This is a genomic window from Devosia albogilva (assembly GCF_042685625.1).
GTDB lineage: Bacteria > Pseudomonadota > Alphaproteobacteria > Rhizobiales > Devosiaceae > Devosia > Devosia albogilva.
Map to the genome: position 1 here is coordinate 451070 of NZ_JBHUNP010000001.1, position 17294 is coordinate 468363.

Annotated in this window: 18 protein-coding genes; 6 read left to right on the forward strand and 12 right to left on the reverse strand. The window is 64.4% G+C overall.

All coding sequences use genetic code 11. The features are described 5' to 3' along the window. Positions 1 to 38: 38 nt before the first annotated feature. Together ACFSX5_RS02320 and ACFSX5_RS02325 are read right to left on the reverse strand one after the other, a co-directional pair. Complete coding sequence (locus ACFSX5_RS02320) at positions 39 to 926, reverse strand: PhzF family phenazine biosynthesis protein (RefSeq protein ID WP_386831396.1); 888 nt, start codon at positions 924 to 926, stop codon at positions 39 to 41. Beyond that, positions 923 to 1420, reverse strand: coding sequence for a heme-degrading domain-containing protein (locus ACFSX5_RS02325; protein WP_386831397.1), 498 nt, complete (start codon positions 1418 to 1420; stop codon positions 923 to 925). The genes ACFSX5_RS02320 and ACFSX5_RS02325 overlap by 4 nt, the downstream gene beginning before the upstream one ends. 106 nt (positions 1421 to 1526) lie before the next feature. On the opposite strand from ACFSX5_RS02325, the gene ACFSX5_RS02330 reads away from it, so the two are divergent. Further along, a complete protein-coding gene (locus tag ACFSX5_RS02330) occupies positions 1527 to 2168 on the forward strand; it encodes a hypothetical protein (RefSeq protein ID WP_386831398.1) in 642 nt (213 codons plus the stop codon). A gap of 4 nt (positions 2169 to 2172) precedes the next feature. Here the strand turns inward: ACFSX5_RS02330 and ACFSX5_RS02335 are convergent, their stop codons facing one another. From ACFSX5_RS02335 to ACFSX5_RS02355, 5 genes are all read right to left on the reverse strand, one after another. Beyond that, on the reverse strand, positions 2173 to 2628 hold the full coding sequence (locus ACFSX5_RS02335; protein WP_386831400.1) for a GFA family protein: 456 nt from the start codon (positions 2626 to 2628) through the stop codon (positions 2173 to 2175). A gap of 72 nt (positions 2629 to 2700) precedes the next feature. After that, a complete protein-coding gene (locus ACFSX5_RS02340) occupies positions 2701 to 4467 on the reverse strand; it encodes a B12-binding domain-containing radical SAM protein (protein WP_386831402.1) in 1767 nt (588 codons plus the stop codon). Between the two features lie 124 nt (positions 4468 to 4591). Then, positions 4592 to 5314 carry an NUDIX hydrolase gene (locus ACFSX5_RS02345; protein ID WP_386831403.1) on the reverse strand — a complete coding sequence of 241 codons (723 nt, stop codon included), beginning with the start codon at positions 5312 to 5314 and terminating at the stop codon, positions 4592 to 4594. A gap of 40 nt (positions 5315 to 5354) precedes the next feature. Further along, a complete protein-coding gene (gene ilvC, locus ACFSX5_RS02350) occupies positions 5355 to 6374 on the reverse strand; it encodes a ketol-acid reductoisomerase (protein ID WP_386831404.1) in 1020 nt (339 codons plus the stop codon). A gap of 25 nt (positions 6375 to 6399) precedes the next feature. Further along, a complete protein-coding gene (locus ACFSX5_RS02355; protein ID WP_386831406.1) occupies positions 6400 to 7047 on the reverse strand; it encodes a TetR/AcrR family transcriptional regulator in 648 nt (215 codons plus the stop codon). A 165-nt stretch (positions 7048 to 7212) separates the two neighbouring features. On the opposite strand from ACFSX5_RS02355, the gene pepT reads away from it, so the two are divergent. The 3 genes from pepT (at position 7213) to ACFSX5_RS02370 (ending at position 10153) form a co-directional block, all read left to right on the forward strand. Next, on the forward strand, positions 7213 to 8442 hold the full coding sequence (gene pepT, locus ACFSX5_RS02360) for a peptidase T (protein ID WP_386831408.1): 1230 nt from the start codon (positions 7213 to 7215) through the stop codon (positions 8440 to 8442). Positions 8443 to 8528: 86 nt separating this feature from the next. Further along, complete coding sequence (locus ACFSX5_RS02365; protein ID WP_386831410.1) at positions 8529 to 9665, forward strand: NADH:flavin oxidoreductase/NADH oxidase; 1137 nt, start codon at positions 8529 to 8531, stop codon at positions 9663 to 9665. Positions 9666 to 9748: 83 nt separating this feature from the next. Continuing rightward, positions 9749 to 10153, forward strand: a complete 405-nt coding sequence (locus ACFSX5_RS02370; protein ID WP_386831412.1) for a hypothetical protein — start codon at positions 9749 to 9751, stop codon at positions 10151 to 10153. A gap of 5 nt (positions 10154 to 10158) precedes the next feature. On the opposite strand, the gene ACFSX5_RS02375 is transcribed toward ACFSX5_RS02370, so the two are convergent. Together ACFSX5_RS02375 and ACFSX5_RS02380 are read right to left on the reverse strand one after the other, a co-directional pair. Continuing rightward, complete coding sequence (locus tag ACFSX5_RS02375; protein WP_386831414.1) at positions 10159 to 12081, reverse strand: potassium transporter Kup; 1923 nt, start codon at positions 12079 to 12081, stop codon at positions 10159 to 10161. Between the two features lie 153 nt (positions 12082 to 12234). Next, the gene (locus ACFSX5_RS02380) at positions 12235 to 12846 is read right to left on the reverse strand and encodes an NADPH-dependent FMN reductase (RefSeq protein WP_386831416.1); all 612 of its coding nucleotides are present in this window, start codon (positions 12844 to 12846) and stop codon (positions 12235 to 12237) included. A gap of 323 nt (positions 12847 to 13169) precedes the next feature. On the opposite strand from ACFSX5_RS02380, the gene ACFSX5_RS02385 reads away from it, so the two are divergent. After that, on the forward strand, positions 13170 to 13496 hold the full coding sequence (locus tag ACFSX5_RS02385) for a hypothetical protein (protein ID WP_386831418.1): 327 nt from the start codon (positions 13170 to 13172) through the stop codon (positions 13494 to 13496). A 6-nt stretch (positions 13497 to 13502) separates the two neighbouring features. Here the strand turns inward: ACFSX5_RS02385 and ACFSX5_RS02390 are convergent, their stop codons facing one another. Then, the gene (locus ACFSX5_RS02390; RefSeq protein ID WP_386831420.1) at positions 13503 to 14240 is read right to left on the reverse strand and encodes a pyridoxine 5'-phosphate synthase; all 738 of its coding nucleotides are present in this window, start codon (positions 14238 to 14240) and stop codon (positions 13503 to 13505) included. A gap of 228 nt (positions 14241 to 14468) precedes the next feature. Between ACFSX5_RS02390 and ACFSX5_RS02395 the strand changes: the two genes are divergently transcribed. Next, the gene (locus tag ACFSX5_RS02395; protein ID WP_386831422.1) at positions 14469 to 14867 is read left to right on the forward strand and encodes a hypothetical protein; all 399 of its coding nucleotides are present in this window, start codon (positions 14469 to 14471) and stop codon (positions 14865 to 14867) included. 15 nt (positions 14868 to 14882) lie between these two features. Here the strand turns inward: ACFSX5_RS02395 and ilvN are convergent, their stop codons facing one another. Together ilvN and ACFSX5_RS02405 are read right to left on the reverse strand one after the other, a co-directional pair. Next, complete coding sequence (ilvN, locus tag ACFSX5_RS02400; protein WP_386831424.1) at positions 14883 to 15437, reverse strand: acetolactate synthase small subunit; 555 nt, start codon at positions 15435 to 15437, stop codon at positions 14883 to 14885. A gap of 19 nt (positions 15438 to 15456) precedes the next feature. Then, entirely contained in the window at positions 15457 to 17226 is a 1770-nt protein-coding gene (locus tag ACFSX5_RS02405) for an acetolactate synthase 3 large subunit (protein ID WP_386831425.1), read from the reverse strand. Positions 17227 to 17294: the final 68 nt, after the last annotated feature.

A 17294-nucleotide genomic window follows, 5' to 3' on the forward strand; every position in this document is an offset into this window, starting at 1 on the left:
CGTTGCAAGACCATCCGCCGCGAATCCGTTCGGCGCGCTCAATCCCCCAGATCGAGCACCCCCTCGCCGACGATCACCGCCTGCCCGCCGATGGCTCCATGGGTCAGCACGTCGTTGTCCTTGCGCAACTGGATGGTGATGCGGCACGGGCGGCCCATCTCGTGGCCCTGCCGCAGCACGAAATCGGACTGGCCGTTGGCGAGCGGCGCGTGCTCGGCGAGAAGCCCGATCAGCGCTGCCGCCGCCGAACCCGTGCCCGGATCCTCGCCCAAGCCCATGCCGAACATCCGCGCCGCGATGTCGTTGTCGGGCTCCTCCGGCGTCAGGGTGAACACATAGGCGGAGTGGTGGTCGTAGGAGAACACGGCGTTCCAGCCGGCCGAGTTCGGCTGCACCCGCCGCAGCACCGCAGCGTTGCGCACCGGGATCAGGTGAAAGGTGACGCCCGCGGAGAACACCGCCGGCTTGTAGCCCTCGCAGCCGATGTCTTCCGGCTCGACGCCGAGCGCCTGCGCCAGCGACAGCCGGTCCGGCAGATCGCCGAGGCGCGCCGGCAATCGCGGCAAGGCGAAGCGAGCCTCGCCACTACGCTTGTCGAGTTTCTCGAACAGCGCCGTAACCAGCCCGACCTTCTCCTCGAGCCGCACGGCGCTCACCTTGTTCTGCAGGCCAAGCACCACGGCGGCGCCAACGGTGGGGTGGCCAGCGAACGGCAATTCCTCATGCGGGGTGAAGATGCGGACATTGGCGGTGTTGCGCTCCGCCTTCGGCTTGCAGATGAACACCGTCTCGCTGAGGTTGAACTCCCGGGCTACCCGCTGCATCTCGTCGTCGAGCAGCCCCTCGGCCTTGCAGACCACCGCGAGCGGGTTGCCCTTGAGCGGCTCGCGCGTGAAGACGTCGAGCAGCAGATAGCTGAGTTTCACGGCGCGCTCTCCGGCAGGGCATAGTCGGCGCGCGGCCGTCCGAGATGATCGCAGATGGCATCGACGGCCACGGCATGGTCCTTGCGGCCCGGCAGGCCGGAGATGGTCAGCGCCCCGACAATGCCGGCGCCCGTGACCCGGATCGGGAAACCGCCACCGGCGATGACGTAGTCGGCAGGATCGGCACCCGACTGTGGCGAGAACGGCTGCTCGCCCCGCTCGAGCACCATGCGGTAGCTCGCGCGCTGGAAGCGGCGGACAGTGTTGATCTTGCGGCGCACCCACTCGGCATTGTCGGCCGACGTGCCCGCCGTGGCCGAGAAGAACAACTGCCGGTCCCAGGTGCGGATGTCGACCACCAGCGACAGCCCTTCCGCCAGGGCGCGCTCCCGCACCGAGGTGCCGAGGGCGAAAGCCACCTCCTCGTCGAAGCGCTCCAGCACCAGTTCCTGCTCTTGCCGCTTCACACGGGCGATATCGTCTTCGTTGCTCATTGCTGGTCCCAAGCCGGTCCATCCCCGCGCCGTGCGGCCGATGGAACCAAATACTGCATTGCTGCGCTCGGAAAGTTCTTACATCAGAGCGTGGACTTTGCATCCGATGCAGGTGATTTTTTTAGCTTACGCCCTTGGACATCTCGGCCTGTTCGTCGCCTCCGTGGTCCGGTTGCTTGGCAGCCGCACTCTCTCCAGCATTCCGCTGATCCTGGTGACCGCAGGCCTGGTCTACGACAACGTCATGATCGCGCTGGGCAGCGCGGTGGGCGCGGGCGAGCAACTGCAGAACCTCAGCGTGCCTCGCTATTTCATGCATGCGGGCTCGACGCCGCTGCTGGTGCTGAGCGCGCTCGGCCTCGTTCGCCGCAGCGGCGCCGGCTGGAGCCGCGGATCCGTGATAAGCGCGATCGCTGCGGTTGTCGTCGTCGCCCTCATCGCCTTCGGTTTCTGGAGCGACATGCTGAACCTGGAACTGGAGCTCAGCACCGACGACGGGCTCGTGACCTACAGCAACGTCAACTCCGTGCCGGTCGCGCCCATCGCAGTGATCGTCCTGATCGTCGCCGCCGGCGTCGTGATCTGGCGCCACGGAGGCGGACCGTGGCTGCTCCTCGGCGCCCTGGCCCAGGTGGCCGCCACCGTGACCGGCGACATGCTGGCCTTCGCCGGCAATCTCGGTGAACTGGCGCTGCTCGCCGGCTTCGTCGCCACCGACTGGCGGATAAGGCAGCCCGCCCGCCCCTAGAACCTCACGGTTGGTGCGCACGGCTCCACGCTTCGAACAGCGGCGTGCGGTCCACCGCGCCCTTGTCGAAATTCACGAGGCTGGGGTCGATCTCCGCCCATGCCGCCTTGCTGCTGGTCCAGATGTTGCCGACCGGCCGGGCCCAGTCGATGTCGTCGAGCGTCCCGGCCCGGACCACCTTGATGCTGCCGTCGGGCGGGTCGTTCCACAACCAGCCATGGCAGTGGGCGCAGAAGTTCATGACGATGACGTTGCCGCTATCGGCCCTACGGTCATAGCGCACAGTTGCGCCCGAGACCTCGAAATCGCTGCTGCGCACGATCATCGACATCGACCAGCCGGCACCCGAGAAGCGCTGGCAGTCCTTGCAATGGCAATTGTAGACGCTGAGCGGCGCAGCATTCAGGCGGTAGCGAACGGCGCCGCACTGGCAGCCGCCTTCCTGGGGAAACCGGGGCAATGACACAGGCATCTCCGTCCGACGATCCCTGCAATCTACCCCACGCTCGATGGCCGCAACAGGGTCAGCCTGTCACGAGGCTTCCTGCCTGAGCCCAAGCTGCGCCCGCTCGATGCGCTTCTGCTCGTCCAGCCACACCACCGCGTCGCTCGACTTGAACAGCTCGAGGTCCGCCTCATCCTGATCTGTCACCGGGGTCATCGCCGTGTCGGTATAGCTGTGCCGGTTGGGGTCCCGTTCCACCTTGAGCTGCTTCATCCCGAAGCGCAGGTAGAGCCCCGCCCAGCGCATCAGCTTCCAGCCGAGTTCGGCATAGTATTTCGGGTAGAACAGGATGGCGGGTTCGATCGGCATGCCATGCCGGCGGTTTAGGCGCGACTTGCGCCGGATCCAGCCAACCTCCAGCGGATGCACGCCCTCGATCTTCAGCGCTCCCACGAACCACACGGCCAGAAGCAGCACATTCGAGGTGGAGATGCCGGACACCGCCGCCCGGCGCATGATCGTCTCGACATGGTCAAGCGAATAGTAGCGCGTCCAGGCATCGGCATAGACCTTCTCGAACTCGGCCTGGCTCATCGCCGGATGCGCCGTGGTGTAGTGGTTGAGATCGTACTTGTTGAGGTCGCCGTCCATGGCGACCCCAGCGCGATGCAGCTTCTGGTGGTCCTCCGAGCCGGGGAGCGGCGTCAGGAAGAAGAATTCGAGGATGTCGACCGGCAGTTCCCGCTTCACCACGTCGATGTCGTGCATGATGCGCTCGGGCGTGTCAGTGGGGAAACCGAGGATGTAGCCGGCATAAGTGATGACGTGCCATTCCTTCCAGGCCAGCAGCATCCGACGGTATTCGGTGATCTTGTTCTGCCGCTTCTTGGCGTCCTTGAGGTTGGCCGGGTTGACGTTCTCGAGCCCGATGAACACCCGCTTCACCCCGGCGCGGGCACACTTCTCCACGAAGTTCGGGATCTTGTGGCAGAGCGTGTCCACCTGGATGAAGAAGTTGAAGTCGAGCCCCTCCCCTTCCCGCATGGCGATCAGCCGGTCGAGGATGGCTTCCCAGTCCTTGTTGCGGGCGAAGTTGTCGTCGGTGATGAAGAACCGGCGAACGCCCTGCTCGAGATTGAGGCGGATGATCTTCTCGATGTCGTCGGGCGAGCGGCGGCGGGATTTGCGCCCCTGCACATTGATGATGGTGCAGAACGAGCACTGGTAGGGGCAGCCACGGCCGGCATCGAAGCTGGTGAGATTATAGGCGGTGCGCGCCACGTGGCCCGCGGGCATGAACGGCACCGGCGTGCCCTCGATCCCGGGCAGGTCGTTCATGTAGTTGTAGAGCGGCTGCAGCCGGCCGGAGACGGCGTCCCCGAGCACCTGCTCGACCCGCCCCTCGAGTTCACCCGCGAACAGGCTGATGCCCATCTGCTGGGCGCGGCGGAAATCGGCATCCTCGCCGTTCAGCATCGATATGACGCCGGAAACATGAAAGCCGCCAATGGCGACCTGTATGCCTGCTGCGAGCAAGGGGCGGGCGATGTCGAGCGCGCGCGGGAACTGATTGGACTGCACCCCGATCAGCATCACCAGGCCACCGTCGGCGCTGCGGACCTCCTCCGCGATGGCGCGGACGTCCACCTCGGTATTGGTCTCGTCGATGGGATGGACGTCGAAGTCCCACCCCGGCCCCATGGCCTCACGGTCGATGGCATCGCGTACCAGTCCGTAGACCGACGCCAGTGAGTTGGATGGAATCGGAGACAGCCGCCACTGGATCACATAGCCGTCGTCGTCATAGTGCGACGGCTTGATCAGATAGAGGCAGAACCGCTTGGTCGACGTCATAGTCACCCCCGGTGTGGGAAGGTGGATGAATAGTCGATGGTCAGCGGAGCCTAGCAGAACGAGCGGGGAGCGAAAGCCCGCGATTGTCGATCCGTGCAGTTACTGCGACAGGATTGCATCAATACTACAGATAGGCCGAACCCCGATCGGCCAGCGCCGCCGCATAGGGGATGACATAACCGGCTGCGGCCGCGTCTGCGGCCGAGCGCACGATGACCACGTCGTCGAGTTCGCGGTGCGCCTGCCGGTCAAGATTGGCCCGGATGCGGGCCGCGAGCGCAGCCGCAGGCTCATCGAAGCGGAACACCCGTCCGATGGAAATCCGCGCGCCTTCGAAGGTCACCAGCAGCGGCCCGAGTTCGGCCTCGGACGCCGTCAGACCGGTCTCTTCCTCGAGCTCGCGATCGATCGAGGCGAGCACGCCCACTTTGCCCTCGGAATCGACGTCGCTCGGCTCCAGTGAACCGCCCGGCGGATAGACCCGGCCGGCATTCGCCGTGGTGCCGCCCATCACCCCGAAAATGAACGCGCCGTCGCTGGAAGCGATCAGGGCCGAGCCGAAGACGTTGCGGATGCCGATCTCGGGAAAGCCACTGTCGCGCCAGTGGAGGAACACCGAATAGGCATCCTCGCGCGCTTCGGCCCGCAACACGCCATCGATGATCGAAAGCGGCGGGTCACCGTCCTGCGCCGTCACGCCAAGAATGCGGCCATCCCACAGATGCGGATTGGCGGCACTCAGCTCCGCCCAATGCGCCGCCGCAGCCGCGCGCACCGGCTCCGGCACCGGCCAGGAGCCCGGGACGAGGCGGATGTCGACGTCGCTGATGGGCAGGATCTGGATCAAGAAAAAACGGCCGGGGTTTCCCCCGGCCGCCTCGTGTCGCTTAGTTCTTGGCCTTGTCGACCAGGGCGCCGGCCTTGATCCAGGGCATCATCTCGCGCAGCCGCGCGCCGACTTCCTCGATCTGGTGCTCGTCGGCCAGGCGACGGGTCGCCTTGAAGCGCGACGCGCCGCCCTTGTATTCCTGCATCCAGTCCGAGGTGAACTTGCCCGACTGGATGTCGTGCAGCACGCGCTTCATCTCGGCCTTGGTTTCCGAGGTGATGATGCGCGGGCCGGTGACGTACTCGCCCCACTCGGCAGTGTTCGAAATCGAGTAGTTCATGTTGGCGATGCCGCCCTGGTAGATCAGGTCGACGATCAGCTTCACTTCGTGCAGGCACTCGAAATAGGCCATTTCGGGAGCATAGCCGGCTTCCACCAGCGTCTCGAAGCCAGCGCGGATCAGTTCCACGAGGCCACCGCAGAGCACGGCCTGCTCGCCGAACAGGTCGGTCTCGCATTCCTCGCGGAAATTGGTCTCGATGACGCCCGAACGGCCGCCGCCGACGCCCGAGGCATAGGCCAGCGCGATGTCATGGGCGTTGCCGGAAGCGTCCTGGTGGACGGCGATCAGGCACGGCACGCCGCCGCCCTTCTGGAACTCGCCGCGCACGGTGTGACCCGGGCCCTTCGGCGCGATCATGATCACGTCGACGGTCTTCTTGGGCTCGATCAGGTTGAAGTGGACGTTGAGGCCGTGGGCGAACGCCAGCGCCGCGCCGTCACGAATGTTCGGCTCGATATGCTGCTTGTAGATGTCGGCCTGCAGTTCGTCGGGCGTCAGCATCATGATCACGTCGGCCCAGCCGGCGGCTTCGGCAACGCTCATCACCCGCAGCCCCTCGCCTTCGGCCTTCTTGGCCGAGGGGGAGCCGGGACGCAGCGCCACGACGATGTCGGTGACGCCCGAGTCGCGCAGGTTCAGCGTGTGGGCGTGACCCTGCGAGCCGTAGCCGACGATCGCGACCTTCTTGGATTTGATGATGTTGAGATCGGCATCCCGATCGTAATAGACGCGCATTGGGTTTCTCCCTCGAATTGCGGTGTTATTGAGTGGCTTTCGTCCCATAGAGGGCGAAGAACTGATCGGCCGCCGTTTTCACGTCGGCTTCGATATTGGCCTCGACATTGCTCTGGGTGAGTTGCTTGTCGCCCAGCAAGAGGCGGATCTGCACGTCCCGCACCACGAGACCGAAGAAGGTGCGGTAGGCCTCCTCGCTGCTGTCGAACCGCAGCAGGCGGGCATCGCGCCCCGCCTCGAGGATCGGCTTAAGCCGGCGACGGATGGCGAGCGGACCGTTTTCGAGCACGATCACGCCGAGGCTGTCCTTCTCCTGCGCCGCATGGGTGATGGCAGTGCGGTTGAGCGTGATCGAAACCTGCCCCACGATGGTGGTCAGCAGGTCGCGCGCGAACTGCTCAAGGCTCTCGCGCAGCACCGAGGCGCTCAGATGCGTACGGTCCACATGCGGCATGCGCACCTTTGCCGCCTGCCACTGCACCGTGGCAGTAAGCAGGCCATCGCGGTCGCCGAACCACTTGTAGAGCGTTTCCTTGCTGCACGAGGCGCGGCGGGCGACGGCCGTCATGGTCAGGCCATCGCCGTTCTCGACCAGAAGGTCGAGCGCAGCCGTCAACACCGCCTGCTGCCGCGGCGTGAAGGTCTCCTCGGTGATTTTGATGGGCAGCGCCATTCCACCCTCATCCGGTATAGAGCCGAACGGTTTCGGCCGATTTCGTCCGCTGGCGTACCGTACGGTACGGTTCGTGACAAGCCCCTTTGTAGCGCGTGATAGCGGATTCCCAAGCGGCGTCTACACGGCTAAGCGTTCTGCTCTTGTGCCAGCCGGGATATCCAGATGACCGATACCGTTCTCGACCGCTTCCTTCGCTACGTGGTGATCGATACCCAGTCCGATCCCGACTCCCCTACCCAGCCCTCGACGGAGAAGCAGAAGAACCTCGGCCGGCTCCTCGTCGACGAACTCCTCACTATCGGCCTGACCGATGCGCATCTCGACGAACACGGCTACGTCTACGCCACCATTCCGGCCAACACCGACAAGGATGTGCCGGTTGTCTGCTTTTGTGCCCATATGGACACCGCACCCGACTTCAGCGGTAACGGAGTGCAACCAAAACTTCACCGAAACTATGCAGGTGGGGACATCCCGCTGGGCAATTCGGGCCGCGTGATCCGCACCAGCGAGCACCCCGAACTCGCCAACCAGATCGGCAACGACATCGTCACCACCGACGGCACCACCCTGCTCGGCGCCGACGACAAGGCCGGAATTGCTGAGATTATCACCGCCGCCGAGCTCCTGCTCAACGACCCGTCCATCCGCCACGGCACGATCCGCCTGCTCTTCACCACCGACGAGGAAATCGGCCGCGGGGTCGACAAGGTCGACCTCGAAAAACTCGGCGCCCGCTTCGCCTATACCCTCGATGGCGAGACGGCCGGCACCATCGAGGACGAGACCTTCTCGGCCGATGCGCTGACGCTGGAAATCACCGGAGTCGCCATGCATCCGGGCTTTTCCAAGGACCGGATGGAGAACGCCATCAAGATCGCGAGCGCCATCATTGCCCGTCTGCCCCGCGAGGTTTCACCGGAAGGCACCGAGGGCCGCGACGGCTTCGTGCATCCGACCGAGATCAGCGGATCCATGGAAGCGGCGACGATCAAAATGATCGTGCGCGACTTCACCGAGTCCGGGCTTGCCGAGAAGCACGCCATGGTCCGCGACATCGCCGAGGCGGTGCTGGCTGACTATCCGGACTCCCGATTCTCGATCACCACCCACGAGCAGTACCGCAACATGAAGCAGGTGCTGGACCAGCATCCGGAGATCGTCGACTACGCGGTGGAGGCGATCCGGCGGGCGGGGATGACGCCCGTGCGCGGCTCGATTCGTGGCGGCACCGACGGCTCGCGCCTGTCGTTCATGGGCTTACCCTGCCCCAACATCTTCGCCGGTGGGCACGCCTTCCACTCGCCTCTGGAGTGGATCAGCCGACAGGACATGGAGAAAGCCGTCGCCACCATCGTCGAGCTAGCGCGCATCTGGGAAGAGCGTACCTGACACATTCTCTTCATCGGCACTTGCCGATGAAGCCGACGGTGTGCATGTTCGGTGGGCCTCCCCTGGTTTGGCCGAAGAGTGTTTGCATGACCAATCTGTTTTCGCCGGTGACCCTGCGCGGGCTCACCCTCCGCAATCGCACCGTCGTCGCGCCGATGTGCCAGTATTCGGCTCAAGATGGGTTCGCCAATGACTGGCACTTCGTCCATCTCGGCCGCTTCGGTATCGGCGGCTTCGGGCTGGTGATCCTGGAGGCAACGGGCGTGCTGCCCGAGGGACGCATCTCCTATGGCGATCTCGGCCTGTGGAAGGACGAGCACATCGCCCCGCTGGCACGGATCCTCGACTTCCTCCACTCCCAGGGCGCCGCGGCCGGCATCCAGTTGGCACATGCCGGCCGGAAGGCCTCGACCCCGATTCCGTGGCGCAACGGCTTCGACGAAACCGAGGAGGAGAAGCCGCTGGTCGGCTTCGAGCACTGGCAGCCGGTGGGGCCGAGCGCTGTCTCGCATGCGCCGGGCAACCCGCATTTCCAGACGCCGGTGGCGCTCGACAAGGCCGGCATTCACAACGTCATCGATGCCTTTGTCGCCGCAGCCCGGCGCGCCGATCAAGCCGGGTTCGACACTGTCGAGATCCACGCGGCCCATGGCTACCTGCTGAACCAGTTCCTGTCGCCGCTGGCCAACCAGCGAACGGATGAGTATGGCGGCAGCCTCGAGAACCGCATACGGCTGGTGCTGGAGGTCACCGAGGCCGTGCGCGCGGTGTGGCCCGAACACAAGCCGCTGCTCGCCCGGCTCTCCGTGAGCGACTGGGCCGAGGGCGGCTGGACGGTGGAGGACAGCGTGGTGCTGGCCCGCGAACTCAAGGCGCGAGGCGTCGATGCCATCGACTGCTCGAGCGGTGGGTTCGCCGAGGCAAAGATCCAGAGCGGACCCGGCTACCAGGTGCCGTTCTCGCGCGCCGTCAAGCAGGGCGCCGACATTCCGACCATGGCGGTGGGGCTGCTCGGGGACCCGCAGGAGGCAGAGCAGATCATTGCCGGTGGCGATGCAGACTTTGTCGCCCTGGCCCGTGCGGCTCTGGACGATCCGAATTGGGCCGTGCACGCCCGGCACGCCCTTGGCGCTTCCGACTACGACCTGTGGCCCAACCAGGCCAAGCGGGTACGGGAGCGGGATCGCTCGCTGGGACTGCGGAGTTTTGCGGCCTCGACGTAAGCTGCAACGCATTCTTGCCGCGATCAGGATGCCTCTTGTGCCCGACGAGCCGATCACCAGATCAGCGCGACGGGAGAGTGAGCATGGATACCAAAGCAGCAATCCTCGCCTTGATGGGTGCCTGGGGTGTCAGTGCGCTGGGCAGCCTTCCGGTAGCGGCGGAGGAGGTCGAGAGCGCCAATCCGCTGCTCAACAAGGTATGGGTGCGCACCGACGCCGACCCTGCCCTGCCCGGGCCGATGCAGATCTTCCTTGAGGATGGCACCCTGGTCAGCGACAGCTGCTGGGAGACGTACCGGCTGTCGAAATGGCAGCAGGTCTCGGAAACCAGCATCAGCTGGGACGAGGACGGCATGACGATCGCGGCCGACATCTCCAGCCTGACCGACGAGGAGTTGGTGCTGAACCTCAAGCTCGGCAGCGAGACGCAGGAGCAGCGGTTCACCGTGGCGACCGTGCCTTATGTCTGCCCCGACATGGTGAAGTAGCCCGCCTAGAGCATCACCTGCGTGCCGATCTCGACCACGCGGCCCGTCGGGATATGAAAGTACTCGGTGGCGTCACTGGCATTTCGCGCCAACCGGGTGAACAGCCGGTCCTGCCAGTACGTCAGCATGTTGTGCTTCTGGCTCAGCTTCAGCGAACGGCGCGATAGGAAGAACGAGGTCGACATGATGTCGAACTTCCAGCCGAGCTTGCGAGCCAACGCCATGGCCTTGGGAACGTTCGGCGTTTCCATGTAGCCGAAGGTGATGATCATGCGGAAGAACAGCTCGTTATAGGCGTCGATGGTCACCTTCTCGTCGTCCGGCACGCGGGGCGAAGACGAGGTGCGGACGGTCAGGATGACGTTTTGCTCGTGCAGCACCTTGTAGTGCTTGAGGCTGTGCAGCAGCGCCGTCGGGGCGCCCTCGATGTCGCTGGTGAGGAAGATGGCGGTGCCGGGCACCACCATCGGCTTCTTCTTGGAGAGGTTGTCGACGAGGAACTGCAGCGGCACCTCGTCCCGGCGAGTCTTGTCACCAAGTCGGCGGCGACCCGCCATCCAGCTCCACATGACCAGTGCAACGACGATGGCGACCGCAGCCGGCACCCAGCCTCCTTGGAACAGCTTGGCGGCATTGGCAGCAAAGAAGCCGCCATCGATGATGATGAATATCGCGGCGAACACCGCTACCGCCAGCGGATGCCAGCGCCAGTTGCGGCGCATCACCACGACCAGAAGCGCCAGCGTCACGATCATCACGCCCGACACGGCGATTCCGTAGGCATTGGAGAGCTCGGCCGAGCTGCCGAAGGCCACCACCAGCACCAGCACGCCGATCATCAGCATAGTGTTGATCTGGGGCATGTAGACCTGGCCGCTCTGGGTGGCCGAGGTGTGCTGCACCACCATGCGCGGCAGCATGTTGAGGGCGATCGCCTGTTGCGTGAGGCTGTAGGTGCCGGTGATCACCGCCTGGCTGGCGATGATGGTGGCCATGGTGGCCAGGATCACGAACGGCAGCAGCGCCCAATCCGGTTGCATCTCGAAGAACGGGCTCTCGACGTTCTCAACCCCGACCTCGAGCACGTAAGCGCCCTGCCCGAAATAGTTGAGCAGCAGGCAGGGGAATACGAGGCCGAACCAGGCGAGCACGATCGGGCGGCGGCCGAAATGGCCGAGGTCGACATAAAGTGCCTCCGCCCCCGTGACCGCCAGAAAGATTGCTCCCATCACGACAAACGCGATGCCGAAATGGGTGACGAGAAACTGCGCCCCGAGCCAGGGATTCAGCGCCCACAGCACCGCCGGATAGTCGATGATGTGGACCAGCCCCGAGAAGCCGAGGACCAGAAACCAGAAGGCGGTGATGGGACCAAACACGATCGCCACCTTCGCCGTGCCGAAGCGCTGCACCGCGAACAGGCCGATGATGATGACGAGGGTGATCGGCACCACCCAGCGCCCCATCCCCGGCGCAACGAGCTCGGCGCCTTCGACGGCCGAGAGCACCGATATTGCCGGGGTGATGATGGCATCCCCGAAGAACATGGCGGCGCCGAGCACGCCGAGGGCGGTGATCCAGACCGGAGGATTGGTGAAGGTCTTGCGGGCCAGTGCCATCAGCGACAGCGTGCCGCCTTCGCCGTTATTGTCGGCACGGGTGACGAAGAACACGTATTTGACCGCGACCGTCAGCGTCAGTGCCCAGACGATGAGCGACAGCAGCCCGAGGATCTCGATACTCGAGGCGGCAGCACCTGGCCGCACATGCATGGCCTGGCGAAAGGCGTAGATCGGGCTGGTGCCGATATCGCCGTAGACCACGCCGATCGCTCCCAGAGTGAGGATCGGCAGGTTTTGTTTTGCGTGGCTGGCCTGTTCGGTCGCTACGGTCCCGGCGCTGGCGCCGGACGCTTGCGAGTGCGTCATGAGCTTTGGGGCTCTCGGGTTCAAAGGCCGCGGCGCTATACACCCGGCTCTATTCCCGCACAACACCAAACGGCTGCATGCGATCCATGCACAGGGGCCGCTCCCTCGCGGAAGCGGCCCCTGCGGTAAACGAAGATGGAGGTCGTCGAACTGTTATTCGGCCGCCTGAGCGGCTTGCGTCTCGTTAGCGCGCTGGGCTTTAGTAGCCTGGCCCCACCAGACGAGCTGGTCGAGCATGTCCTTGGCCGACGGGCCGATGGACTGTTCGATGGCCGAGATCGGCTGGTTGGCACCGCCACCCCAAACGGTGAAGAAGTCGCCGCTGCCGATGTGGACGGCCGAACGAGTGGAGACCATCTGCAGCTCGGTGCCAATGGTGCGCAGGTGTTCGATGGCGCGCGCTGCACCGACAGTGCCGTAGCCGACAGCGCCGAACGGCTTCTTGTTCCAGTTGGTGTAGGCCTGATCGAGCGCATTCTTCAGGGCACCGGTGATCGAGCGGTTGTACTCGGCGACGACGAAGATGTAGCCGTCGAACTCGCTTATCTTGTTCTGCCAGGCGACGGCCTTCGGGTCCTGGGAGGGCATCCACAGGTTAGAGGCGGCCTCGTTGAAGAACGGCAGATCGAAGTCACGCAGGTCGACGAGTTCGACTTCGAGTTCCGGGCGTTCCTTGGCCTTTTCGAGGATCCACTGGGCCGGCTTCTCACCGAAGCGGGCGTCGCGGGTGGACGAAATGATGACGGCGATTTTCAGTTTGGACATTGCGCCCTCCTTGGTAACAAATCGTAACTGAGGCGATATATGTGCCTGCAGGCGAAAGCGGCAAGGAGGCACGCCGCTGTCGCCCGGCCACACCGATTTGGCTAGGGCACATCGATGTAAGTGTCCGTGAATGCTGGATTTCCGCGATTCTTCGTGCCCCCGCAGAGGCAATCCCGGGCCAGCGGCTGGCGTTCCGCAGACGCAGTGTTCACCACCCGAGATACAATCTCGCCTGCCCACCCAAACGGGTGTGTTGGCGCCAAGGGGCGCGATCTAGGAGTCGCACATGCAGGCAGGTTGCCTGCACCGGGGATTTTTGAAAAATGAAACTGGCATCAGCCTTGCTGGCGCTGGCCCTCGTGGCCGGTGTCACCGCCGACGCGCAGGCGTACGACCGCCGCGTCCGCATCGTCAACGAGTCGAGCTACGACATCTACGAATTCTACGCCTCCAACACCGGCACCAATTCCTGGGAAGAGGACATACTCGGGCGCAACATTCTGCCGGCAGGGCATAGCGTCGTCATCAACATCGACGATGGCAGCGGCTACTGCCGCTACGATTTCCTGGCCGTCTTCGAGGATGGAGACGAGGTCGTCTCCGGCGGCAACAATGTGTGCGAACTGGCGGTGTTCACCTTCACCGACTGAGCTGCCTCAGCTCAGGACTGCGATGTAACGGCGGACCGCCTCCGCGAAACCCATGATCAGTGCATCGGCCGTCAGGGCATGGCCGATGGACGCCTCCGCCACGCCCGGGACCGCTGCCTGAAAGGCCGACAGGTTGGCGAGGGTGAGGTCGTGTCCGGCATTCACGCCCAAGCCGGCGGCAGCCGCGGCTGCCGCGGTTGCCGCCAATGATCCGAGTTCGCGCTCGGCGCGTGCAGGGTCACTGAAACAGGCGCCATAAGGCCCGGTGAACAGTTCGATACGGTCGGCACCGGTGGCCTTGGCTGCCGCCACACCCGCTTCTCCGACGTCGGGATCGGTGAACAGCGACACCCGTGCGCCGTGACCATGGAGACGACCGATGACACCACGCAACAGCTCCGCATGCGCAACGAAATCCCAGCCGTGGTCGGACGTGGCTTGACTCGGATCGTCCGGCACCAACGTCACCTGATGTGGGTGCACCTCGGCGACCAGCGCCAAAAAATCCTCGCTCGGATAGCCTTCGACGTTGAACTCACGTCCCGGATAGTCCCGTAGCACCTCGGCAAGATCGAACACATCGGTGCGGCGGATATGACGCTCGTCGGGACGCGGATGCACGGTGATGCCTGCCGCCCCGGCCGCCAGAACAAGCCGGGCAATGCCGGTCACGCTGGGCCACGGCAGATCGCGGCGATTGCGCAACTGCGCCACGGCGTTGAGATTGACGGACAACAGGGTCATGGCCGGATTCCTTGCTCGGCGATGCCATAGCACCGCAAGGGCCCGCCGCCCAATCGAACCTTTTGATGCATATGAACACGCAGGATGATGCCGCAGGCGCGACGCGGATCGGCTGAGCGGTGGCGGCGGGACCGAAATGTGAGCTGAGGACGTCTGATCTCCGTCCTCACACACAGCAGTTGACACTCACCTGTATCGATACAACAACTCACCGCGGGAGGACTGAACATGCAACTGCATCTGCTTGCCGCGGCTGCGGCAACCGTGCTCGTTGCGGTACCTGCGACCGCTTTCGAGGTGGATTTCGACTTTTCCAATGTGCGGCCCTGCGCCGGTGGGTCGCTGCGGATCACACCGAGCCCGGAGTTCCGGCTGAGCGGCGTGCCGGACGGCACAGCGGTGCTCGACTTCCGGCTGCACGACCTGACGGCCGACATCCAGCACGGCGGCAAGGCGCTGGACTACCAAGGCGAACCGGCCATCGCCGCCGACACCTTCAAGTATATCGGCCCCTGCCCCATTCGCGGCACCCACACCTATGAGTGGACGGTGCGAGCGCTGGATAGCGCCGGTGGCGAACTGGGCGTCACCACCGCACAAGGCGAGTTCACCGCCACGCGACCCTAGGCGTGGCGGCGTTTGCTACATGCTTTCCGGACCGCGGCCGATGGCGGCGAGGCCGGTGCGGACCACTTCCACCAGACCGAGCGGCGACATTAGGCCGATGAAGCTGTCGATCTTTTCCGGCTTGCCTGTCACTTCGAAGACGAAGCTTTCGACAGTGGCGTCGATGATGTGGGCGCGGAAAGCGTCGGCGAGGCGCAGGGTTTCGGCCCGGTGATCGCCCGAACCCTTGACCTTGATCAGCGCCAACTCCCGCTCGACGTAATTGCCCTCGGCGGTGAGGTCGTGCACGCGGTGCACCGGCACCAGCCGCTCGAGCTGGAGCTTGATCTGCACCAGCGTCTTGGGCGTGGCGATGACGACCACGGTAATGCGGCTAAGTCGCCTTCCGTGTTCGGTCTCGCTGACGGTCAGGCTTTCGATGTTGTAGCCGCGGGCCGAAAACAGGCTGACCACCCGGGCAAGAATGCCCGGTTCGTTGTCGACCAGCACCGAAAGCGTGTGGCGCTCGGTCTGCTGGGTTTCCGGAGCGATGAAATAGGCGGAGCCGGTGGGCTGCAGATGTGCGTTCATGTTGTTTCCTCCGCCCGGTTTACACCAAGGCGCGCCCCTTCTCGTCGATGATGGAGCCGATATTGGCGGTATCGGGCAGGATGATCTCATTGTGCGGCTTGCCGGACGGGATCATCGGCAGGCAGTTCTCGTCCTTTTCCACCAGCACGTCGAACAGCACCGGGCCGTCATAGTCGAGCATCTCGGCAATGGCGGCATCGAGTTCGGCCGGGTTGTCGCACTTGATGCCCTTGGCACCATAGGCTTCGGCAAGCTTGACGAAATCGGGCAGCGATTCCGAGTAGGAATGGGCGTAGCGCGAGCCGTGCAGAAGGTCCTGCCACTGGCGAACCATGCCCATGCGCTCGTTGTTGAGGATGAAGATCTTGACCGGCAGGCGGTACTGCACCGCGGTCGACAGCTCCTGCATGGTCATCTGCACGCTGGCCTCGCCGGCGATATCGATGACGAGCGCATCCGGATGCGCCACCTGCACGCCGACGGCGGCGGGCAGGCCGTAGCCCATGGTGCCGAGCCCGCCCGAGGTCATCCAGCGATTGGGCTTGTCGAAGTGGAAGTGCTGCGCCGCCCACATCTGGTGCTGCCCGACTTCGGTGGTGATGAAGACGTCCTTGCCCTGGTTGCGGGTGGCTTCATAGAGCCGCTGGATGGCCCATTGCGGCTTGATGACGGTGTCGGAGTTCTTGAAGTTGAACGAGCCGACGGCGCGCCACTTCTCGATCTGCTTCCACCATGGCGCGATGGCCTCGGTGCGCGGTTCGTTGGTGCGGGAGCGCCAGATGCGGATCATCTCCTCCAGCACCCGGTTGCAATCGCCCACGATCGGGACGTCGACACGGATGATCTTGTTGATCGAGCTCGGATCGATGTCGACGTGGATCTTGCGGCTATTGGGCGAGAAGGCGTCGATGCGGCCGGTGATGCGGTCGTCGAAACGCGCGCCGATATTGATCATGACGTCGCAGTCATGCATGGCGAGGTTGGCTTCGTAGCTGCCGTGCATGCCGAGCATCCCGAGCCACTGCGGGTTGGAGGCGGGGAAGGCGCCCAGACCCATCAATGTGGACGTGACCGGGAAGCCGGTGAGTTCAGCCAGTTCGCGCAGGTTCTCCGACGCTTCCGGACCGGCATTGATCACGCCGCCGCCCGTATAAAACACCGGCCGCTCGGCGCGCAGCATCAGCTCAACCGCCGCCTCGATCGCCTGCAGGTCCCCATCCATCTTGGGCCGGTAGGACTGGTGGCGGAGCGAAGCCGTTTCCGGCTTGTAGTACTCGCCGACCGCGAACTGCACGTCCTTGGGAATGTCGATCACCACCGGGCCGGGACGACCGGTGGTCGCGATGTGGAAGGCCTCATGCAGGACGCGCGGCAGGTCGGCGACGTTCTTCACCAGGTAATTGTGCTTGGTGCAGGAGCGGGTGATGCCGACGGTGTCGCATTCCTGGAAGCCATCGGTGCCGATCAGCGTGGTCGGCACCTGGGCGGTGATGCAGACCAGCGGGATCGAGTCCATCAGCGCATCGGTGAGGCCGGTCACGGCATTGGTGGCGCCGGGGCCGGAGGTCACCAGCACCACGCCGGGCTTGCCGGTCGAGCGGGCATAGCCCTCCGCCATATGGGTGGCGCCCTGCTCGTGCCGCACCAGGATGTGCTTGACGAAATCCTGCTGGAACATCGCATCGTAGATGGGCAGTGCGGCACCGCCGGGATATCCAAAGATATGCTCCACCCCCTGATCGGTGAGTGCCTGGATCACCATCTCGGCGCCGGTCATCTTCTCGGCCATTTGCCTGTACCTTCCCTTGGTCTTTCCAGAAGCCCGTTTCTCGCAGCGCCGATCAGCGGGCAATAAAA